12 protein-coding genes are annotated in these 12,907 nt (G+C 67.9%); 3 read left to right on the top strand and 9 right to left on the bottom strand.

Annotated elements, in window-relative coordinates:
* Positions 1 to 53: 53 nt before the first annotated feature.
* The gene (locus tag LWH48_RS01040) at positions 54 to 1,241 is read right to left on the bottom strand and encodes an amino acid aminotransferase (RefSeq protein WP_232910947.1); all 1,188 of its coding nucleotides are present in this window, start codon (positions 1,239 to 1,241) and stop codon (positions 54 to 56) included.
* Positions 1,242 to 1,580 (bottom strand): 4a-hydroxytetrahydrobiopterin dehydratase, encoded by a 339-nt coding sequence (locus LWH48_RS01035; protein WP_232910946.1) that lies wholly within the window; start codon positions 1,578 to 1,580, stop codon positions 1,242 to 1,244.
* A 152-nt stretch (positions 1,581 to 1,732) separates the two neighbouring features.
* On the opposite strand from LWH48_RS01035, the gene LWH48_RS01030 reads away from it, so the two are divergent.
* Positions 1,733 to 2,353: a hypothetical protein gene (locus LWH48_RS01030; protein WP_232910945.1), complete on the top strand. Its 621-nt coding sequence runs from the start codon at positions 1,733 to 1,735 to the stop codon at positions 2,351 to 2,353.
* On the opposite strand, the gene LWH48_RS01025 is transcribed toward LWH48_RS01030, so the two are convergent.
* The 3 genes from LWH48_RS01025 to cfa form a co-directional block, all read right to left on the bottom strand.
* Positions 2,342 to 4,312 carry a RecQ family ATP-dependent DNA helicase gene (locus LWH48_RS01025; RefSeq protein WP_232910944.1) on the bottom strand — a complete coding sequence of 657 codons (1,971 nt, stop codon included), beginning with the start codon at positions 4,310 to 4,312 and terminating at the stop codon, positions 2,342 to 2,344. The two genes, LWH48_RS01030 and LWH48_RS01025, sit on opposite strands and share 12 nt — an antisense overlap.
* 66 nt (positions 4,313 to 4,378) lie before the next feature.
* Positions 4,379 to 5,278 carry a GGDEF domain-containing protein gene (locus tag LWH48_RS01020; protein ID WP_232910943.1) on the bottom strand — a complete coding sequence of 300 codons (900 nt, stop codon included), beginning with the start codon at positions 5,276 to 5,278 and terminating at the stop codon, positions 4,379 to 4,381.
* Positions 5,279 to 5,473: 195 nt separating this feature from the next.
* Positions 5,474 to 6,625 (bottom strand): cyclopropane fatty acyl phospholipid synthase, encoded by a 1,152-nt coding sequence (gene cfa, locus LWH48_RS01015; RefSeq protein ID WP_232910942.1) that lies wholly within the window; start codon positions 6,623 to 6,625, stop codon positions 5,474 to 5,476.
* A gap of 133 nt (positions 6,626 to 6,758) precedes the next feature.
* Between cfa and LWH48_RS01010 the strand changes: the two genes are divergently transcribed.
* Positions 6,759 to 8,243: a sodium-dependent transporter gene (locus LWH48_RS01010; RefSeq protein WP_232910941.1), complete on the top strand. Its 1,485-nt coding sequence runs from the start codon at positions 6,759 to 6,761 to the stop codon at positions 8,241 to 8,243.
* Entirely contained in the window at positions 8,240 to 9,073 is an 834-nt protein-coding gene (cobA, locus tag LWH48_RS01005) for a uroporphyrinogen-III C-methyltransferase (protein ID WP_232910940.1), read from the top strand. The genes LWH48_RS01010 and cobA overlap by 4 nt, the downstream gene beginning before the upstream one ends.
* Here the strand turns inward: cobA and LWH48_RS01000 are convergent.
* From LWH48_RS01000 to LWH48_RS00985, 4 genes are read right to left on the bottom strand one after another with little or no spacing between them, the layout of a single operon-like run.
* Positions 9,070 to 10,173 carry an ABC transporter substrate-binding protein gene (locus LWH48_RS01000; protein ID WP_232910939.1) on the bottom strand — a complete coding sequence of 368 codons (1,104 nt, stop codon included), beginning with the start codon at positions 10,171 to 10,173 and terminating at the stop codon, positions 9,070 to 9,072. The genes cobA and LWH48_RS01000 overlap by 4 nt on opposite strands.
* Positions 10,170 to 11,543, bottom strand: a complete 1,374-nt coding sequence (locus tag LWH48_RS00995; RefSeq protein ID WP_232910938.1) for a sensor histidine kinase — start codon at positions 11,541 to 11,543, stop codon at positions 10,170 to 10,172. The genes LWH48_RS01000 and LWH48_RS00995 overlap by 4 nt, the downstream gene beginning before the upstream one ends.
* Entirely contained in the window at positions 11,540 to 12,205 is a 666-nt protein-coding gene (locus LWH48_RS00990) for a response regulator transcription factor (protein ID WP_232910937.1), read from the bottom strand. Before LWH48_RS00990 ends, LWH48_RS00995 begins: the two co-directional genes overlap by 4 nt.
* Positions 12,202 to 12,798, bottom strand: a complete 597-nt coding sequence (locus tag LWH48_RS00985) for a helix-turn-helix domain-containing protein (RefSeq protein ID WP_232910936.1) — start codon at positions 12,796 to 12,798, stop codon at positions 12,202 to 12,204. Before LWH48_RS00985 ends, LWH48_RS00990 begins: the two co-directional genes overlap by 4 nt.
* Positions 12,799 to 12,907 lie beyond the last annotated feature (109 nt).

Below are 12,907 nucleotides of genomic sequence, written 5' to 3'. Positions count from 1 at the left end.
ACGCAGACGCCCGGGCAGGGCCCGGGCGTCGTGACTGGCTGGCATGGCGGCGATCAGTTGACCGCGGCGACCGCCTTGGCCAGGTAGGGCAGGTTGTCATGGGAGAAGCCCGCCACGTTGGCGCGGCCGGAGCGCACCATGTAGATGCCGAACTCGTCGCGCAGGCGGTCGACCTGCTCGGGCGTCAGGCCGGTGTAGCTGAACATGCCGCGCTGCTCGGCGATATGCGCATACTTCTGGTCCAGGCCGTAGGGCTTGAGGGCCTCGACGAAGTCGCGGCGAAGAGTGTTGATGCGATCGCGCATCTCGGTGAGCTCCTCGCGCCAGAGGGCGGCGAGCTCCGCGGAGTGGAGGATCTCGCTGACGATGGCGCCGCCGTGGGCCGGCGGGTTGGAGTAGTTCTCGCGGGCGACGATGGCGATCTGGGAGCGCACGTTCTCCATCTGCTCGGCGTCCTTCGCCACCATGATCAGGCAGCCGGTGCGTTCGCAGTAGATGCCGAAGTTCTTGGAGCAGGAGCTGGTGATGATCACCTCGTCGAGGTTCTCGGCCAGCAGGCGTACCCCGTAGGCGTCCTCGTCCAGGCCTTCGCCGAAGCCCTGGTAGGCGAAGTCCACCAGCGGCAGCAGGCGACGCTCACGCAGCACCTCGAGCACGGTCTGCCACTGCTCACGGGACAAGTCGAAGCCGGTGGGGTTGTGGCAGCAGGCGTGCAGCACCACGACGTCGCCCTCGGGGATCTGCTTGAGGGCCGCGAGCATGCCGTCGAAGTCGAGACGGTTCTCGGCGTCCACATAGGGGTACTTGTGCAGCTCGATGCCGGCGGCAGTGAAGATGCCGTGATGGTTGGGCCAGGTGGGGTCGGAGACCCAGATACCCTTGCCGGGCAGCTTCTTGGCGATGAAGTCCGCCGCCAGGCGCAGGGCGCCGGTGCCGCCGGGCGACTGGGTGGCGCTGGCGCGACCGGCCTCGAGTACCGGAGAGGCCTCGCCCAGGACCATGGGCAGGATCACCGCGCCATACTCCGGCGCCCCGTGGGAGCCGATGTAGGTCTTGGTGGTCTCGTTCTTGAGCAGCAGGGCCTCGGCTTCCTTGACGGCGCGCATTACCGGGGTGTTGCCCTGGGCATCCTTGTAGACCCCGACGCCGAGATCGACCTTCTGAGGATTGGTGTCCTTCTTGAAGGCCTCGATCAGACCGAGGATGGCATCCCCGGGAACCCGCTCAATGTGTTCGAACATTTATTTCGCTACCTCGTCGGTTCTGGCGGCAAGAATGAAGTCGTTCCTGTGCAGGCCCTTGATCTTGTGTGACCACCAGATCACGGTGACCTTGCCCCATTCGGTCAGCAGGGCTGGGTGATGATCCGCCTGCTCGGCGAGCTCACCGACGCGCTGGGTGAAGGCCAGCGCCTGCCGGAAGTCGGGGAAAGTGAAGACCCGCTCGAGCTTCATGATGCCATCGCGCTCGACGATCTGCCACTCGGGCACCTCGGCGCCGAGTGCCTTGACCTCCTCCTCGGTGACCGTCGGGGCGCCGACGCGGCAGGCCTCGCAGGACTCTCTGGAAAGCTGGCTCATGGTCGTCTCCTAGGTCGGGGATTCACCCCGAAAGGTCGTGCAGGCGGCGCGAGGCGTCAAGCGCTGGAGGCTGGGGACGCGAGCTGCCGTGCTCGCCACAGGCCATCCCGGCGCCACCGGGCAACACCGGAAGGCGCAACCAGGAGAGCGGCATGTCCGACCACAGGCGCAATCGGCTCCCCCTCTGGCTGAAGCTCGCCTTCACCGCCTGGATCGTCGCCTGGGCGCCCACCTTCTGGCTCTTGCTGGGGCCCCAGAACTACTTCTGGCTATGCAACCTGGCCAACTTCCTGATCCTGGTGGGGCTGTGGCGTGAGAGCCGCCTGCTGCTCTCCATGCAGTGGCTGGCGGTGGCCCTGGTCGGGACGCTGTGGGCGCTGGACGTGGGGACCGCGGCGCTGATCGGCTGGCACCCCATCGGTGGCACCGAGTACATGTTTGATGGCGAGGAGCCGCTGCTGACCCGGCTGCTCTCGCTCTACCACCTGATCCTGCCGGCGGTGGCGGGGCTCTCGGTCTGGCGGCTGGGCTATGAACCGCGCGCCCTGGCCTGGCAGACGGGGCTCACCTGGCTGGTGATCCCGGCCAGCTTTCTGTTCACCGACCCCTCGCGCAATGTCAACTGGACCCGGGGCCCCTTCGGCAGCGAGCCCCAGGCCCTGGTGGACCCGCTGCTCTACCTGGTCGCCCTGATGGGCCTCTGGCCACTGCTGCTCTTCCTGCCCGTTCACCTGCTGATGCGCGCCCTGCAGCGCCGGGGGCTACTGCGCTGAATCACTCGCGCCATGCACGGCCAGCCATTCGCGCACCTCGGCGTAGGGGGTTCCCTCCAGGGCACCGAAGCCCGACAGCTGCCGCGCCTTGAGCCGAGTGAAGAGCGGGGTGGTTATGCCGCACAGGAAGCGTGCCAGCAGGTCCGGAGTGGCTGAGTGTCCGTCGCCCTGGTCGGCCAGGCGCGTGCGGAACTCGCCGAGCAGTTCGTCGGGATGGCGTCCCGTCAGCGGGGCGCGTTCGGCGGCCGGCGGTAACCGGGCGGGCTGCCCACGACAGGCCGAGCAGTGGCCGCACTGTTCCGGTGCGCGGTCGTCGCCGAACCACTCGGCCAGACGGCGGCTCAGGCAGCGCTCGCTCTCGAAGAGTTCGAGCATGGCATGCAGGCGGGTGATCTCGGCGGCCTCCTTGTCGCGAAAATAGCCGTGGAGCTCGTCGCTCAATGCCTGGGGGTCGAGCCCGGGTTGCTCGACCTCATAGACCTCGGTGAGCTGACGGCTCTGCAGCTCGAGCCAGCCCTTGTCGACGAAGTAGTCCAGGGCGGTGATCACCCGGCTGCGAGTGGTGTCCAGGCCACGTTCCCGGCCCAGGGCCTCCAGGCTGGCGAAATCCAGTTCGTGCCAGGTGCGTGCCTTGCGGGAGGCGTCGAGGATTGCCTGGACGAAGGCCTGACGCTCGCCCTGGAAACGGGCGACCAGGCTTTCGGGTTCGCACAGCAGCTTGAAACGATAGTCGGCGAAGTAGGCGTGCCGCGGGCGGATGATGCCGCGCAGCTCGAGCTGCACCAGCAGGGTCTTGAGCGGCAGCGGCCGGATGTTGGCATGCTGGGAAAGTGCGTTGAGGGTCAGCTCCCAGCGCGGCCCGGCGGCGCGTAGCTCGTCGATCACCCGGCGGATGCCGTGCTGCTCCGGGGTGTCGCCGTAGACGAAGGTCTCCAGCACACTGAGGGTGTCGCGCCCGGCGAGCATCAGGCACTCGGAGGGCTTGCCATCGCGCCCGGCACGGCCGATCTCCTGGCTGTAGTTCTCGATGGACTTGGGCAGGTCGAAGTGGACCACGGCGCGGATATCGGCCTTGTCGATGCCCATGCCGAAGGCGATGGTGGCGACGATGCAGTCACTGTGGCCAGCCATGAAGTCGCGCTGGATCGCCTCGCGCCGTTCGGCGTCGAGGCCTGCATGGTAGGCGGTGGCGGTGATGCCGGCCTTGCCCAGGTAGGCGGCGAGTCGCTCGGCGGTCTGCTGCAGGGTGACGTAGACGATGGTGGGGAAGGGGGCATCGCCCCGGCGCTCCTTGAGCCAGGTGGCCAGGGCGCGGGGGCGGGTGTCGGCGGGTACCGGCGCCACCGTCAGGTCCAGGTTCTGCCGATAGAAGCCGGTGGCGGTGACGTCGTCCGCCGCGATGGCGAAGCGTTCGCGCATGTCGTCAATCACCCGCGGGGTGGCCGTGGCGGTGAGCAGCAGCGCCTGGGGGATGGCGAACTCGCGCTGGTAGTCGGGGAGCTTCAGGTAGTCGGGGCGGAAGTTGTGGCCCCATTCGGAGATACAGTGGGCCTCGTCGACCACCATCAGCGAGATCGGCACCCGGCGGATGAAGGCGCGGAAGCGTTCGTTCTTGAGGCGCTCCACCGAGATCATCAGGATGCGGATCTCGCCGCGCTCGACGCCTGCCATCACCGCGGCCGCCTCCTCGCGACTCTGCCCGGAGTCGATGCTGGCGGCCCGGATGCCGTGGCGCTCGAGGAAGGCGAGCTGGTCCTGCATCAGCGCCAGCAGGGGCGAGATCACCAGGGTGAGGTGGGGCAGGTGCAGGGCGGGGAGCTGGTAGCAGAGCGACTTCCCGGAGCCGGTGGGAAAGATGGCCGCCGCCGAGCGGCCGGCCACCACGGCCTCGATCACCGGGCGCTGGCCGGGGCGGAACTCGGGGTAGCCGAAAACGCGCTGGAGGGTCTCGTCGATCATGATGCGATCAGCTTTTTATGGATGAATATCCAGTGTATACGCTTCGCCTCGGCTCGTCGTCCCCGCTCAGGTGTCGGCCAGGGCGCGGTTGCGGCCGTCGTCCTTGGCCGCATAGAGTCGACGGTCGGCGCGCTCGACCAGCTGGAGATGCCCCTCGCCGATGCGATGTTCGGCGACGCCGATGCTGACCGTGATACGGCTTTCCACGTCGAAGTCATGCCCCTCGATGATGCGACACAGGCGCTCGGCCAGGGTCAGCGCCCGTTGGCGTGGCGTGAGAGGCAGCAGCAGGGCGAACTCCTCGCCGCCCATGCGTGCCACCAGGTCCTCCTCTCTCAGGGTCTCCCGGCACAGCTGGGCCACGTCGCGCAGCACCTCGTCTCCCTGCAGGTGGCCGTGGGTGTCGTTGATGGTCTTGAAGTGGTCGATGTCGAGGATCATCAGCGACAACGGGGTGGCGTGGCGATTGCTGAGTGACACCGCCTCCTCGAGACGCGCCATCAGGCGGCGGCGGTTGGCCACCCCGGTCAGGTCGTCGGTGTCGGAGAGCCGACGCAAGCGGGCCTCCTCGCTGACCTGCTCGGTGATATCCATCAGCATGCCGTGCCACAGCACGCCATCTGATGTGGGTGTGGGTTGGGCCCGCAGGGCGACCCAGCGGGTGCCACGCCCCTTGAGAGGCAACCGGAAGCGGGTGCTGAGCGGGGTCTGCCAGCGCATGGAGCGCTCCAGCGCCACCATCAGGCGCGGATAATCCTCATCCGACAGGCGATCCAGAGCGGGACGGGCGTCCAGGGCGAGGTGTTCCGGAGCTATGCCGATAAGGCGGACGCCGGCCCCCGCCAGGTAGGGGAAGTGCATCTCCCCAGCGTGGCTGCGGTGCAGCTGAAAGATGACTCCGGGCAGCCGGTCGACCGGTGCCGTGTCGAGCTCTCTCCCGCCCGGCATGACAGTCGTCGACGTCATGCGGGGTTCCTTTTTCAGTGTCCTGCTGCGTACAGGAAGTGATGTCGTTATAGGTGCCTGCCGTCGAGGTGCGGTCAGGTCATGGCACAGTTTACCCCGATTCAGGGAGGCTATGCCCCCCGAAACTCCTTCATAGGATGTAAGCGATTGCCGACAATGCGAGTGATGCCTGACCGGTGTCACGATTCGCTGGAATTATCTGGGGGCATCGTAGCGTTGCAGACGGTCCCGGGAGAAGACCACCTGCCACAGCTGCAGATGGCGGGCCCGGAAGGCACCGGCACAAACGGCGAGGTAGTAGCGGAACATGCGCCGGGTACGCTCGTTGTAGCGGTGGGCGATCTCGGGCCAGCGGGCGTCGACATTGGCCAGCCAGGCCATCAGGGTGTGGTCATAGTCGGGGCCGAAGTTCTGCCAATCCTCCATCAGCAGGTGCGGCTCACTGGCACGGGCGATCTGCATTGCCGAGGGGAGCACGCCGTTGGGAAAGATGTACTTGTTGATCCAGGGGTCGGCGGTGATCTCTGAGTGGTTGGAGCCGATGGTATGCAGCAGGAAGAGGCTTTCGGCTTCCAGCAGGCGCTCCACGGTGGCGAAGTAGGTGGGGTAGTTGCGATGACCGACATGCTCGAACATGCCGATGGAGACGATGCGGTCGAAGCGGCCAGTGAGGTCGCGATAATCCATCAGCTCGATGGTCACCGGCAGGCCGGCGCAGCGCTCGCGGGCCAGCGCCGCCTGCTCCCGGGAGATGGTGATACCGGTCACCTCGACCCCGTGGTGGCGCGCGGCGTGTTCGGCGAAGCTGCCCCAGCCGCAGCCGATATCCAGCACGCGCATGCCTGGCACCAGTGCGAGCTTGCGACAGGCGAGCTCCAGCTTGGCGACCTGGGCCTCGTGCAGGGTCTCTGCCTCCTTCCAGTAACCACAGGAGTAGCACATGGTGGGGTCGAGCATGCGCTCGAAGAGGTCGTTGCCCAGGTCGTAGTGAGCTTCTCCGACGATGTAGGCCCGTGCCCGGCTCTGCAGGTTGAAGAAGCCGGCCTGCAGGCGATACATCAATCGCTCCGATGGGGTATGGGCGCGCTCAGCGAGGCCGTGGCGCAGCAGCCGGCAGGCCATCTCGTCGATGCGCTCGCACTCCCACCAGCCGTCCATGTAGGCCTCGCCGAGGCCCAGGGTGCCCTGATGCAGCACCCGCGAGAAGAAGTCGGGGTGGTAGATACGCAGATCCTGTGGGGCATCGCCGTTGAGGGTGACGCCGGACCCCTCGAGCAGTTCCTGGAAGACGCGGCGCGCTCGAGTGTCGGGCAGGGCGATGGGGCCGATCCGAGGGTTGCTGGTCATGACAGGCTCCGAGTCCAGAAGTCTCGTTCATTGAGCATAGTCGAGCCTGTCAGCGAGGGAAAAATCCGGCACAATATGCGGCTTTAGTATTGCCACGCGGCGTGGCAGCGACTCCTCAACCGACGGGCACAAGATGACGACGACGCAACCCCGTATCCAGTGGCTGGGCCGCTGGGGCTTCGTGCTGGCGGCTACCGGCTCGGCGGTGGGCCTGGGCAATATCTGGAAGTTTCCCTACATGACCGGCGAGTATGGCGGCGGCGCCTTCGTGCTGGTCTATCTCGTCTGCATCCTGGCGCTGGGGGTGCCGGTGATGATGGCCGAGATCGCCCTGGGACGGCGCGGCCGGGGCAGCCCCATCGATGCGGTCCGCCGAGTGGCCGCCGAGTCGGGGCGCTCTGCTGCCTGGTCGCTGCTGGGCTGGATGGCGATGCTCTGTGGCTTCCTGATCCTGTGCTTCTATGTGGTGGTGGCCGGCTGGTCCTTCTCCTACCTGTGGAAGATGCTCAGCGGTGGCCTGGCCGGCGGCAGTGTCGACGACATGGTGGCGATCTTCGCGGCCAACAACGCCAGTCCGTTGAACCTCGGCCTGTGGAGCACCCTGGTGACGGTGGTCACCATGCTCATCGTCGGCAAGGGTGTGCAGGGCGGCATCGAGAAGAGCGTCGGCTGGATGATGCCCGGCATGGTGGTGATGCTGCTGGTGCTGATCCTGTATGGCGTGTTCTCCGGCGGCTTCTCCGACGCCCTGCGCTTCCTGTTCGTCTTCGATGCCGGCTCACTCTCCAGCGAAGGCCTGCTGGCGGCCCTGGGGCACGCCTTCTTCACCCTGTCGCTGGCCTCCGGCGCCATCCTCACCTATGGCAGCTACCTGCCGGCAGGGGCCTCCATCGCCCGCACCACCCTGACGGTGGCGGTAGCCGATACCCTGGTGGCGCTGATGGCGGGTCTGGCGATCTTTCCTGCCATCTTCGCCAATGGCATGGACCCCGGTGAGGGGCCGGGGCTGATCTTCATGAGCCTGCCGCTGGCCTTCCAGGCCATGCCTCTGGGTACCCTGTTCGGCGTATTGTTCTTCGCCATGCTCTCCATGGCGGCGCTGACCTCGTCGATCTCCATGGTCGAGGCCACCGTCTCCTGGCTGTGCGACCGCCAGGGGCTCTCGCGCCGTGCCGCAGCCTGGGCAGCGGGCGGTGTGCTGTGGGTGATCAGCACCCTGGCCATGCTCTCCTTCAACGTCGGTGCCGACTGGACCCTGGCCGGTCGCCACCTGTTCGACTGGCTCGACTACCTCACCTCGCGCTGGATGATGCCGTTGGGCGGCCTGGGCACGGCGCTGCTCGTCGGTTTCGTGCTGCGTGCGGCGCCAATGCGCGAGGAGCTGGGGCTGTCCTCGGCCTGGCATGCCCTGTGGCTTTACATGGTGCGCTATGTCAGTCCACTGGGGATCCTGGTGATCTTCGTCGATGCCCTGGGCATCGTATCCGTGGAGTTCGCCACGCACTGGCCCTTCCTGCTGGGGTTGCTGCTGGTCATTAGCCTGGCGGGAGAGCTGGCAAGCCCGCGGCTACGGCGTACCCTGTTTGCCAGCACCCCAACACGGGAGGGCGTTGAATGAGTGTCGACGAAGCCTCGGAAAGTGGCGTCACGCGGCAAGCCCAGCCGCGGGGCATGGTCAGCCTGGTGGGTGCGGGCCCCGGCGACCCTGAGCTGTTGACCCTCAAGGCGCTGCGGCGCCTCGAGGCGGCCGAGGTCATCCTCCACGATCGCCTGGTGAGCCCCGAGGTGCTGGCCATGGCCAATCCCGCTGCTCGGCGGCTGTATGTCGGCAAGGCACGCTCCGACCACAGCCTGCCCCAGGCCGAGATCAACCAGGCACTGGTCGACTGGGCGCGCCAGGGCAAGCGGGTGGTGCGCCTCAAGGGGGGCGATCCCTTCATCTTCGGGCGCGGCGGCGAGGAGCTCGAGACCCTGGCCGAGGCCGGTGTCGACTTCGAGGTGATCCCCGGCATCACCGCCGCCTCGGGCTGTGCCGCCTACGCCGGCATCCCGCTTACCCACCGTGACCACGCCCAGTCGGTGCGTTTCATCACCGGTCATCTGCGCAACGGGAGTGCCGACCTCGACTGGCCCGCGCTGGCGAGCCGAGGACAGACCCTGGTGTTCTACATGGGGCTGCACGGCCTGCCCGAGATCTGTCGCCAGCTGGTCGCCCACGGTCTGCCGGGCGAGACCCCGGTAGCGCTTATCGAACAGGGCTCCACGGCCCGCCAGCGAGTGCACCGGGCGAGCCTTGCGAGCCTGCCGGGAGAGCTCGCCGGGGTCAGCGTCAAGCCGCCCACCCTGATCATCGTCGGTGGGGTAGTGACGCTGCATGACCGCCTGGCCTGGTTCGAGGCGACCCGGGCCGGCAGCGCCGGCTGGGAGACTGCCGAGCGCCGCGGCTAGTCCGCCGCGACGCTGTCGTCAGTGGCGACCTCGCGGCGAAATTCGCGCTGCCAGCGAGCCAGTAACGCCTGGCGCTTGAGTCGGTCGAGACCGGCAAGCAGCCCTGGCCCCAGGCCCGGCGGACGCAGGGCATCGCCGAGTCGCTCGCGCAGTTGGGTGGCGGTGCCCGGGCCCGTCAAGGCGGGGTGGATGGCGCCCAGCGAGGTCTCCTCGGCCAGGGTGCGTTGCCCCTCCAGGCTCAGCAGGTAGTCCATGAACAGCTCCGCACTTTGCGGGTTGGGCGCCTGGCGGGGCACCAAAGCCAGGCGCTGGCTGACCAGGGCGTAGTCATCGGGGATGATCATCTCGAGGTCCGGAGCCGCCGCTACCCCGGGGGCAGCGTAGCTGCCCAGCAGGTTGTAACCGATCAGGAAGCGTCCCTCCTTCAGGCCGTCGAGCATCGCCCCGGTGGTCTCCACCAGCTCGGCCTCGACGCCGCCCAGCGCGGCCACCAGGTCCCAGTAGCGCGGCGAGAGTTGCGACTCCTCCATGGCATAGGCATAGCCTGCCCCGCTGCGTACCGGGTCATAGCTGGCCACCCGTCCCGCGAGTGCCTGGCGATGGGTATTCAGCAGCGCCAGCAGTTCGGCATGGTTGCGTGGTGGCTCGGCAATGTCTGCCAGTTCGCGGTGAATCACCATGACGATGGGCTCGAAGGTGAAGGCGATCAGTTCATCGCGCCAGCGTGCCCAGGCCGGCCAGGCCTCGAGGTGGGGGCTGTCGAGCGGTCGGGCATGACCATCGTTGGCCAGCGCGAACTGCCAGGGCATGGCTGAGGAGATCAGCACGTCGACCTCGTCGGGATGGTCGAGGAAACGCTCGTGAAGCTCGAGGGTGGGGAGGTTGCGATAGATCAGGTCGATGCCGGGGTGACGGCGATGGAAGTCTTCCAGCAGCGGGCGCGCCTGGGGCAGGTCGAGGGCGGCATGAATCACCAGCGGGCGGGCGGGCCCTGTATCCGTGGCGGCGGGCAGCCGCAGCAGCTGCTCAGCGCAGGCGACCACCGGCAGCAGGCAGAGGGCGCCGAGAAGCGCCACGCGGGCGAGGGCGGAGCACTTCATGTCGGGGCCTCCGGGAAACGCATCTCCACCCGCAACCCGCGCCCTGAGTCGCTCTCGGCGAGATCCAGTCGAGCGCCGTGGTTGCGGGCGATACCGTCGACGATGGCGAGCCCTAGCCCCGAGCCTTCGCCGTCGTCGCGTCCGCGATGAAAGGGGCGCAGGACCAGCAGGCGTCGCTCGGCCGGGATGCCTGGCCCATCGTCCTCGACGAAGAGACGCGGAGGGTCGCTGAGGACGCCCAGGGTGATGCGGTGAGCGCCATAGCGGCGTGAATTGTCGATAAGGTTGGCTAGCGCCTCCTGGAGCTGCCACTCGCTCGCCGCTACGGGCAGCGGCGATGGCAGGCAGTCGGCGCCCAGGTCGATACCCGCCTGATGACAGGCCACCCAGTGGTCGCGTACTGCCTGGCGTACGCAGTCATTGAGATCGACGGGATGCAACTCCGGTCGGTATTCGGGGTTGTCGAGTCGAGTCAGCGAGAGCAGCTGCATGGCCAGGCGGGCGGTCCTCTCGCTGGTGGAGTGAACCGTTTCCAGGGCGGTACGCCACTCCTCGGGTTCCTGGCGACGCAGGGCCAGCTCGGCACGCGCGGTGATGCCCGCCAGGGGCGTGCGCAGCTGATGCGAGGCGTCGCCGATGAAGCGCTCCTGGTTGGCTCGCACCCGGCGCATGCGCGCGAGCAGTTCGTTGAGTGCCTCGCGCAGCTCGGCGAGTTCCCGGGGCAGCTCCAGGTCAAGCGACTTCAGGGTGCGCGGGTCCCGGGCGCGGATCGCGTGGCGCAGTCGGGTCAGCGGTTGCAGCGCTGCTCGCACCGCCAGCAGCAGGGTAGCGACCGCCAGCGCTCCCATGGCCAGGATGCCGGCCAGGTTGCTGCGCAACAGCTCGAGGCGCAGCGCATCGCGCCCTTCACGGGTGTGGGCAACTCGGACCTCGAAAGGCTCCCCGCTGCGCCAGTCCTCGAGACGCGTGCGACGGATGCCCTGGCGCAGGGCCATGCCATGCCGCTCGATATCGCGGTAGAGCAGGGTGTCGCCGCTGGCAGCGCTGGCGCCGGAATGCTCCGGCAGCCTGGCGTTGCCGGTGATGTGGCGGCCCTGCTGGTCCACCAGGGAGTAGAAGACCCGTTCCTGGGCGTCACCCGCCAGCATCTCCAGGGCGGCTGGCGGCAGGTCGAGCCAGAGACGCTCATCCTGCCACTGCACCTGCTCGGCGATCGCCAGGGTGGCGGCGTCGAGCAGGCGATCATAGGCACGGTCGGCGGTGGCGCGGGCCTCGAGCCAGGCCTGCAGCAGCAGCAGGGCACCCAGCGTCAGCAGCGGCAGGGTCAGCCAGGCCAGCAGGCGACCGTAGAGGCTGCCGGCAGGGTTCATGGCCCGGTTTCCAGCAGGTAGCCCAGGCCGCGAACGGTCCTGAGTGCCAGTCGCTCTGCGGGCAGGCGCTTGCGCAGCCGGTGTACGTAGACCTCGATGGCGTTGTCGCCCAGTGGTTCACCACCGAAGGCTTCCTCGGCGAGGCGCGCCTTCTCCACGGGTTCGCCGGCGTGGCGCAGCAGGCAGGCCAGCAGACGCTGTTCGCGGGGGGGGAGGGGAAAGGGCGCACCGTCGATGGTGAAGCCGAGGGTGGTGGCGTCGAACTCGAGCGGCCCCAGGGTCAGACGGGTGGCGCGCGCGTGGCGCCTGAGCAGGGCGCGGACCCGGGCCTCCAGCTCGTCCAGGGCGAAGGGCTTGGCCAGATAGTCGTCGGCCCCCAGGTCCAGGCCGCGCACGCGATCCTCCACGGCGCCACGCGCAGTCAGCACCAGTACCGGGGTCTCACGGTCGTGTCGGCGCAGCGCCTCCAGCACCTCGAGGCCACCGGCGCCGGGCAGGTTGAGATCGAGCAATACCAGATCGATGCCGTGCTCGTGATCCGCGAGCCGCGCCAGCGCCGCGTCACCGCGGGGCAGGTGTTCGACCCGATGGCCGTGGTCGCGCAGCAGTGCCAGCAGCGATTCGGCCAGCAGGGCATCGTCTTCCACCAGCAGCAGTTTCATTTCACCGGCTCCTCTGCGGACGGTGCTTCCAGGCCAGCGCTGGCGTCGGCCAGGGCCCGGGTCGCATCGGCGAGGACCAGGCGCCCCTCGGGGCCGGAGAGTGCCAGCCAGCGTGGGGGTGATCCCGGCAGCGGGTGGGCGACCATGACGCCACCGGCAATGGCCGGGCAGGGTGAATCTCGCGTGATGGTCTGCCAGGTGGCGCCGGGTCGCAAGTCATGGCGCAGCGCGCTGGCAGGCAGTGCCACCAGCCGGCACTCGATCTGTCCTCCCGCCTGCTCCAGCAGTGAGGCGGTTTCGCCGAGTCCGCTTGCCAGCCGGTCGAGCACCGGCTGGACACGGGCGGTGAGCAGGCGCAGGGGGTCCTGGCGACGCGCCAGGCGGCCAGGCGTCTCGCCCAGCTGCCAGAGGCCATCGGCGTCGCGGCGCACATAGTCGAAGTGCGAAAGCGATCCCAGGAGTCGCAGCAGGGTGCTCTTGTAGAAACCGGTGGCATTGGCCAGCTCGGCGAGACTCATGACGGGGCGGTCGGCGTCGAACGCCTCCAGCACCGTCAACGCGCGTTCGACGGCCTCCACACGATCCTGGGCCATACTCAAACGACTCCTCGGGGAAAACCCCCCCTTCTCGAACTTTGGTCGTAATTTGTCCGCGCAGCGTTGACGGCCTGCGTGACGCCCTCTAGCTTTCTACCCTGAAGAA

It is taken from the genome of Halomonas sp. G15 (assembly GCF_021282295.1).
Taxonomy (GTDB): Bacteria; Pseudomonadota; Gammaproteobacteria; order Pseudomonadales; family Halomonadaceae; genus Halomonas; species Halomonas alimentaria.
The sequence above is the reverse complement of the archived record's forward strand: the minus strand, read 5'-3'. Positions and strand labels throughout refer to the sequence as shown.

What these genes read in the sequence shown, in the direction of transcription:
- LWH48_RS01040 (WP_232910947.1), bottom strand. Translation starts at nt 1,241, where the DNA reads ATGTTCGAACACATTGAGCGGGTTCCCGGGGATGCCATCCTCGGTCTG.
- LWH48_RS01035 (WP_232910946.1), bottom strand. Translation starts at nt 1,580, where the DNA reads ATGAGCCAGCTTTCCAGAGAGTCCTGCGAGGCCTGCCGCGTCGGCGCC.
- LWH48_RS01030 (WP_232910945.1), top strand. Translation starts at nt 1,733, where the DNA reads ATGTCCGACCACAGGCGCAATCGGCTCCCCCTCTGGCTGAAGCTCGCC.
- LWH48_RS01025 (WP_232910944.1), bottom strand. Translation starts at nt 4,312, where the DNA reads ATGATCGACGAGACCCTCCAGCGCGTTTTCGGCTACCCCGAGTTCCGC.
- LWH48_RS01020 (WP_232910943.1), bottom strand. Translation starts at nt 5,278, where the DNA reads ATGACGTCGACGACTGTCATGCCGGGCGGGAGAGAGCTCGACACGGCA.
- cfa (WP_232910942.1), bottom strand. Translation starts at nt 6,625, where the DNA reads ATGACCAGCAACCCTCGGATCGGCCCCATCGCCCTGCCCGACACTCGA.
- LWH48_RS01010 (WP_232910941.1), top strand. Translation starts at nt 6,759, where the DNA reads ATGACGACGACGCAACCCCGTATCCAGTGGCTGGGCCGCTGGGGCTTC.
- cobA (WP_232910940.1), top strand. Translation starts at nt 8,240, where the DNA reads ATGAGTGTCGACGAAGCCTCGGAAAGTGGCGTCACGCGGCAAGCCCAG.
- LWH48_RS01000 (WP_232910939.1), bottom strand. Translation starts at nt 10,173, where the DNA reads ATGAAGTGCTCCGCCCTCGCCCGCGTGGCGCTTCTCGGCGCCCTCTGC.
- LWH48_RS00995 (WP_232910938.1), bottom strand. Translation starts at nt 11,543, where the DNA reads ATGAACCCTGCCGGCAGCCTCTACGGTCGCCTGCTGGCCTGGCTGACC.
- LWH48_RS00990 (WP_232910937.1), bottom strand. Translation starts at nt 12,205, where the DNA reads ATGAAACTGCTGCTGGTGGAAGACGATGCCCTGCTGGCCGAATCGCTG.
- LWH48_RS00985 (WP_232910936.1), bottom strand. Translation starts at nt 12,798, where the DNA reads ATGGCCCAGGATCGTGTGGAGGCCGTCGAACGCGCGTTGACGGTGCTG.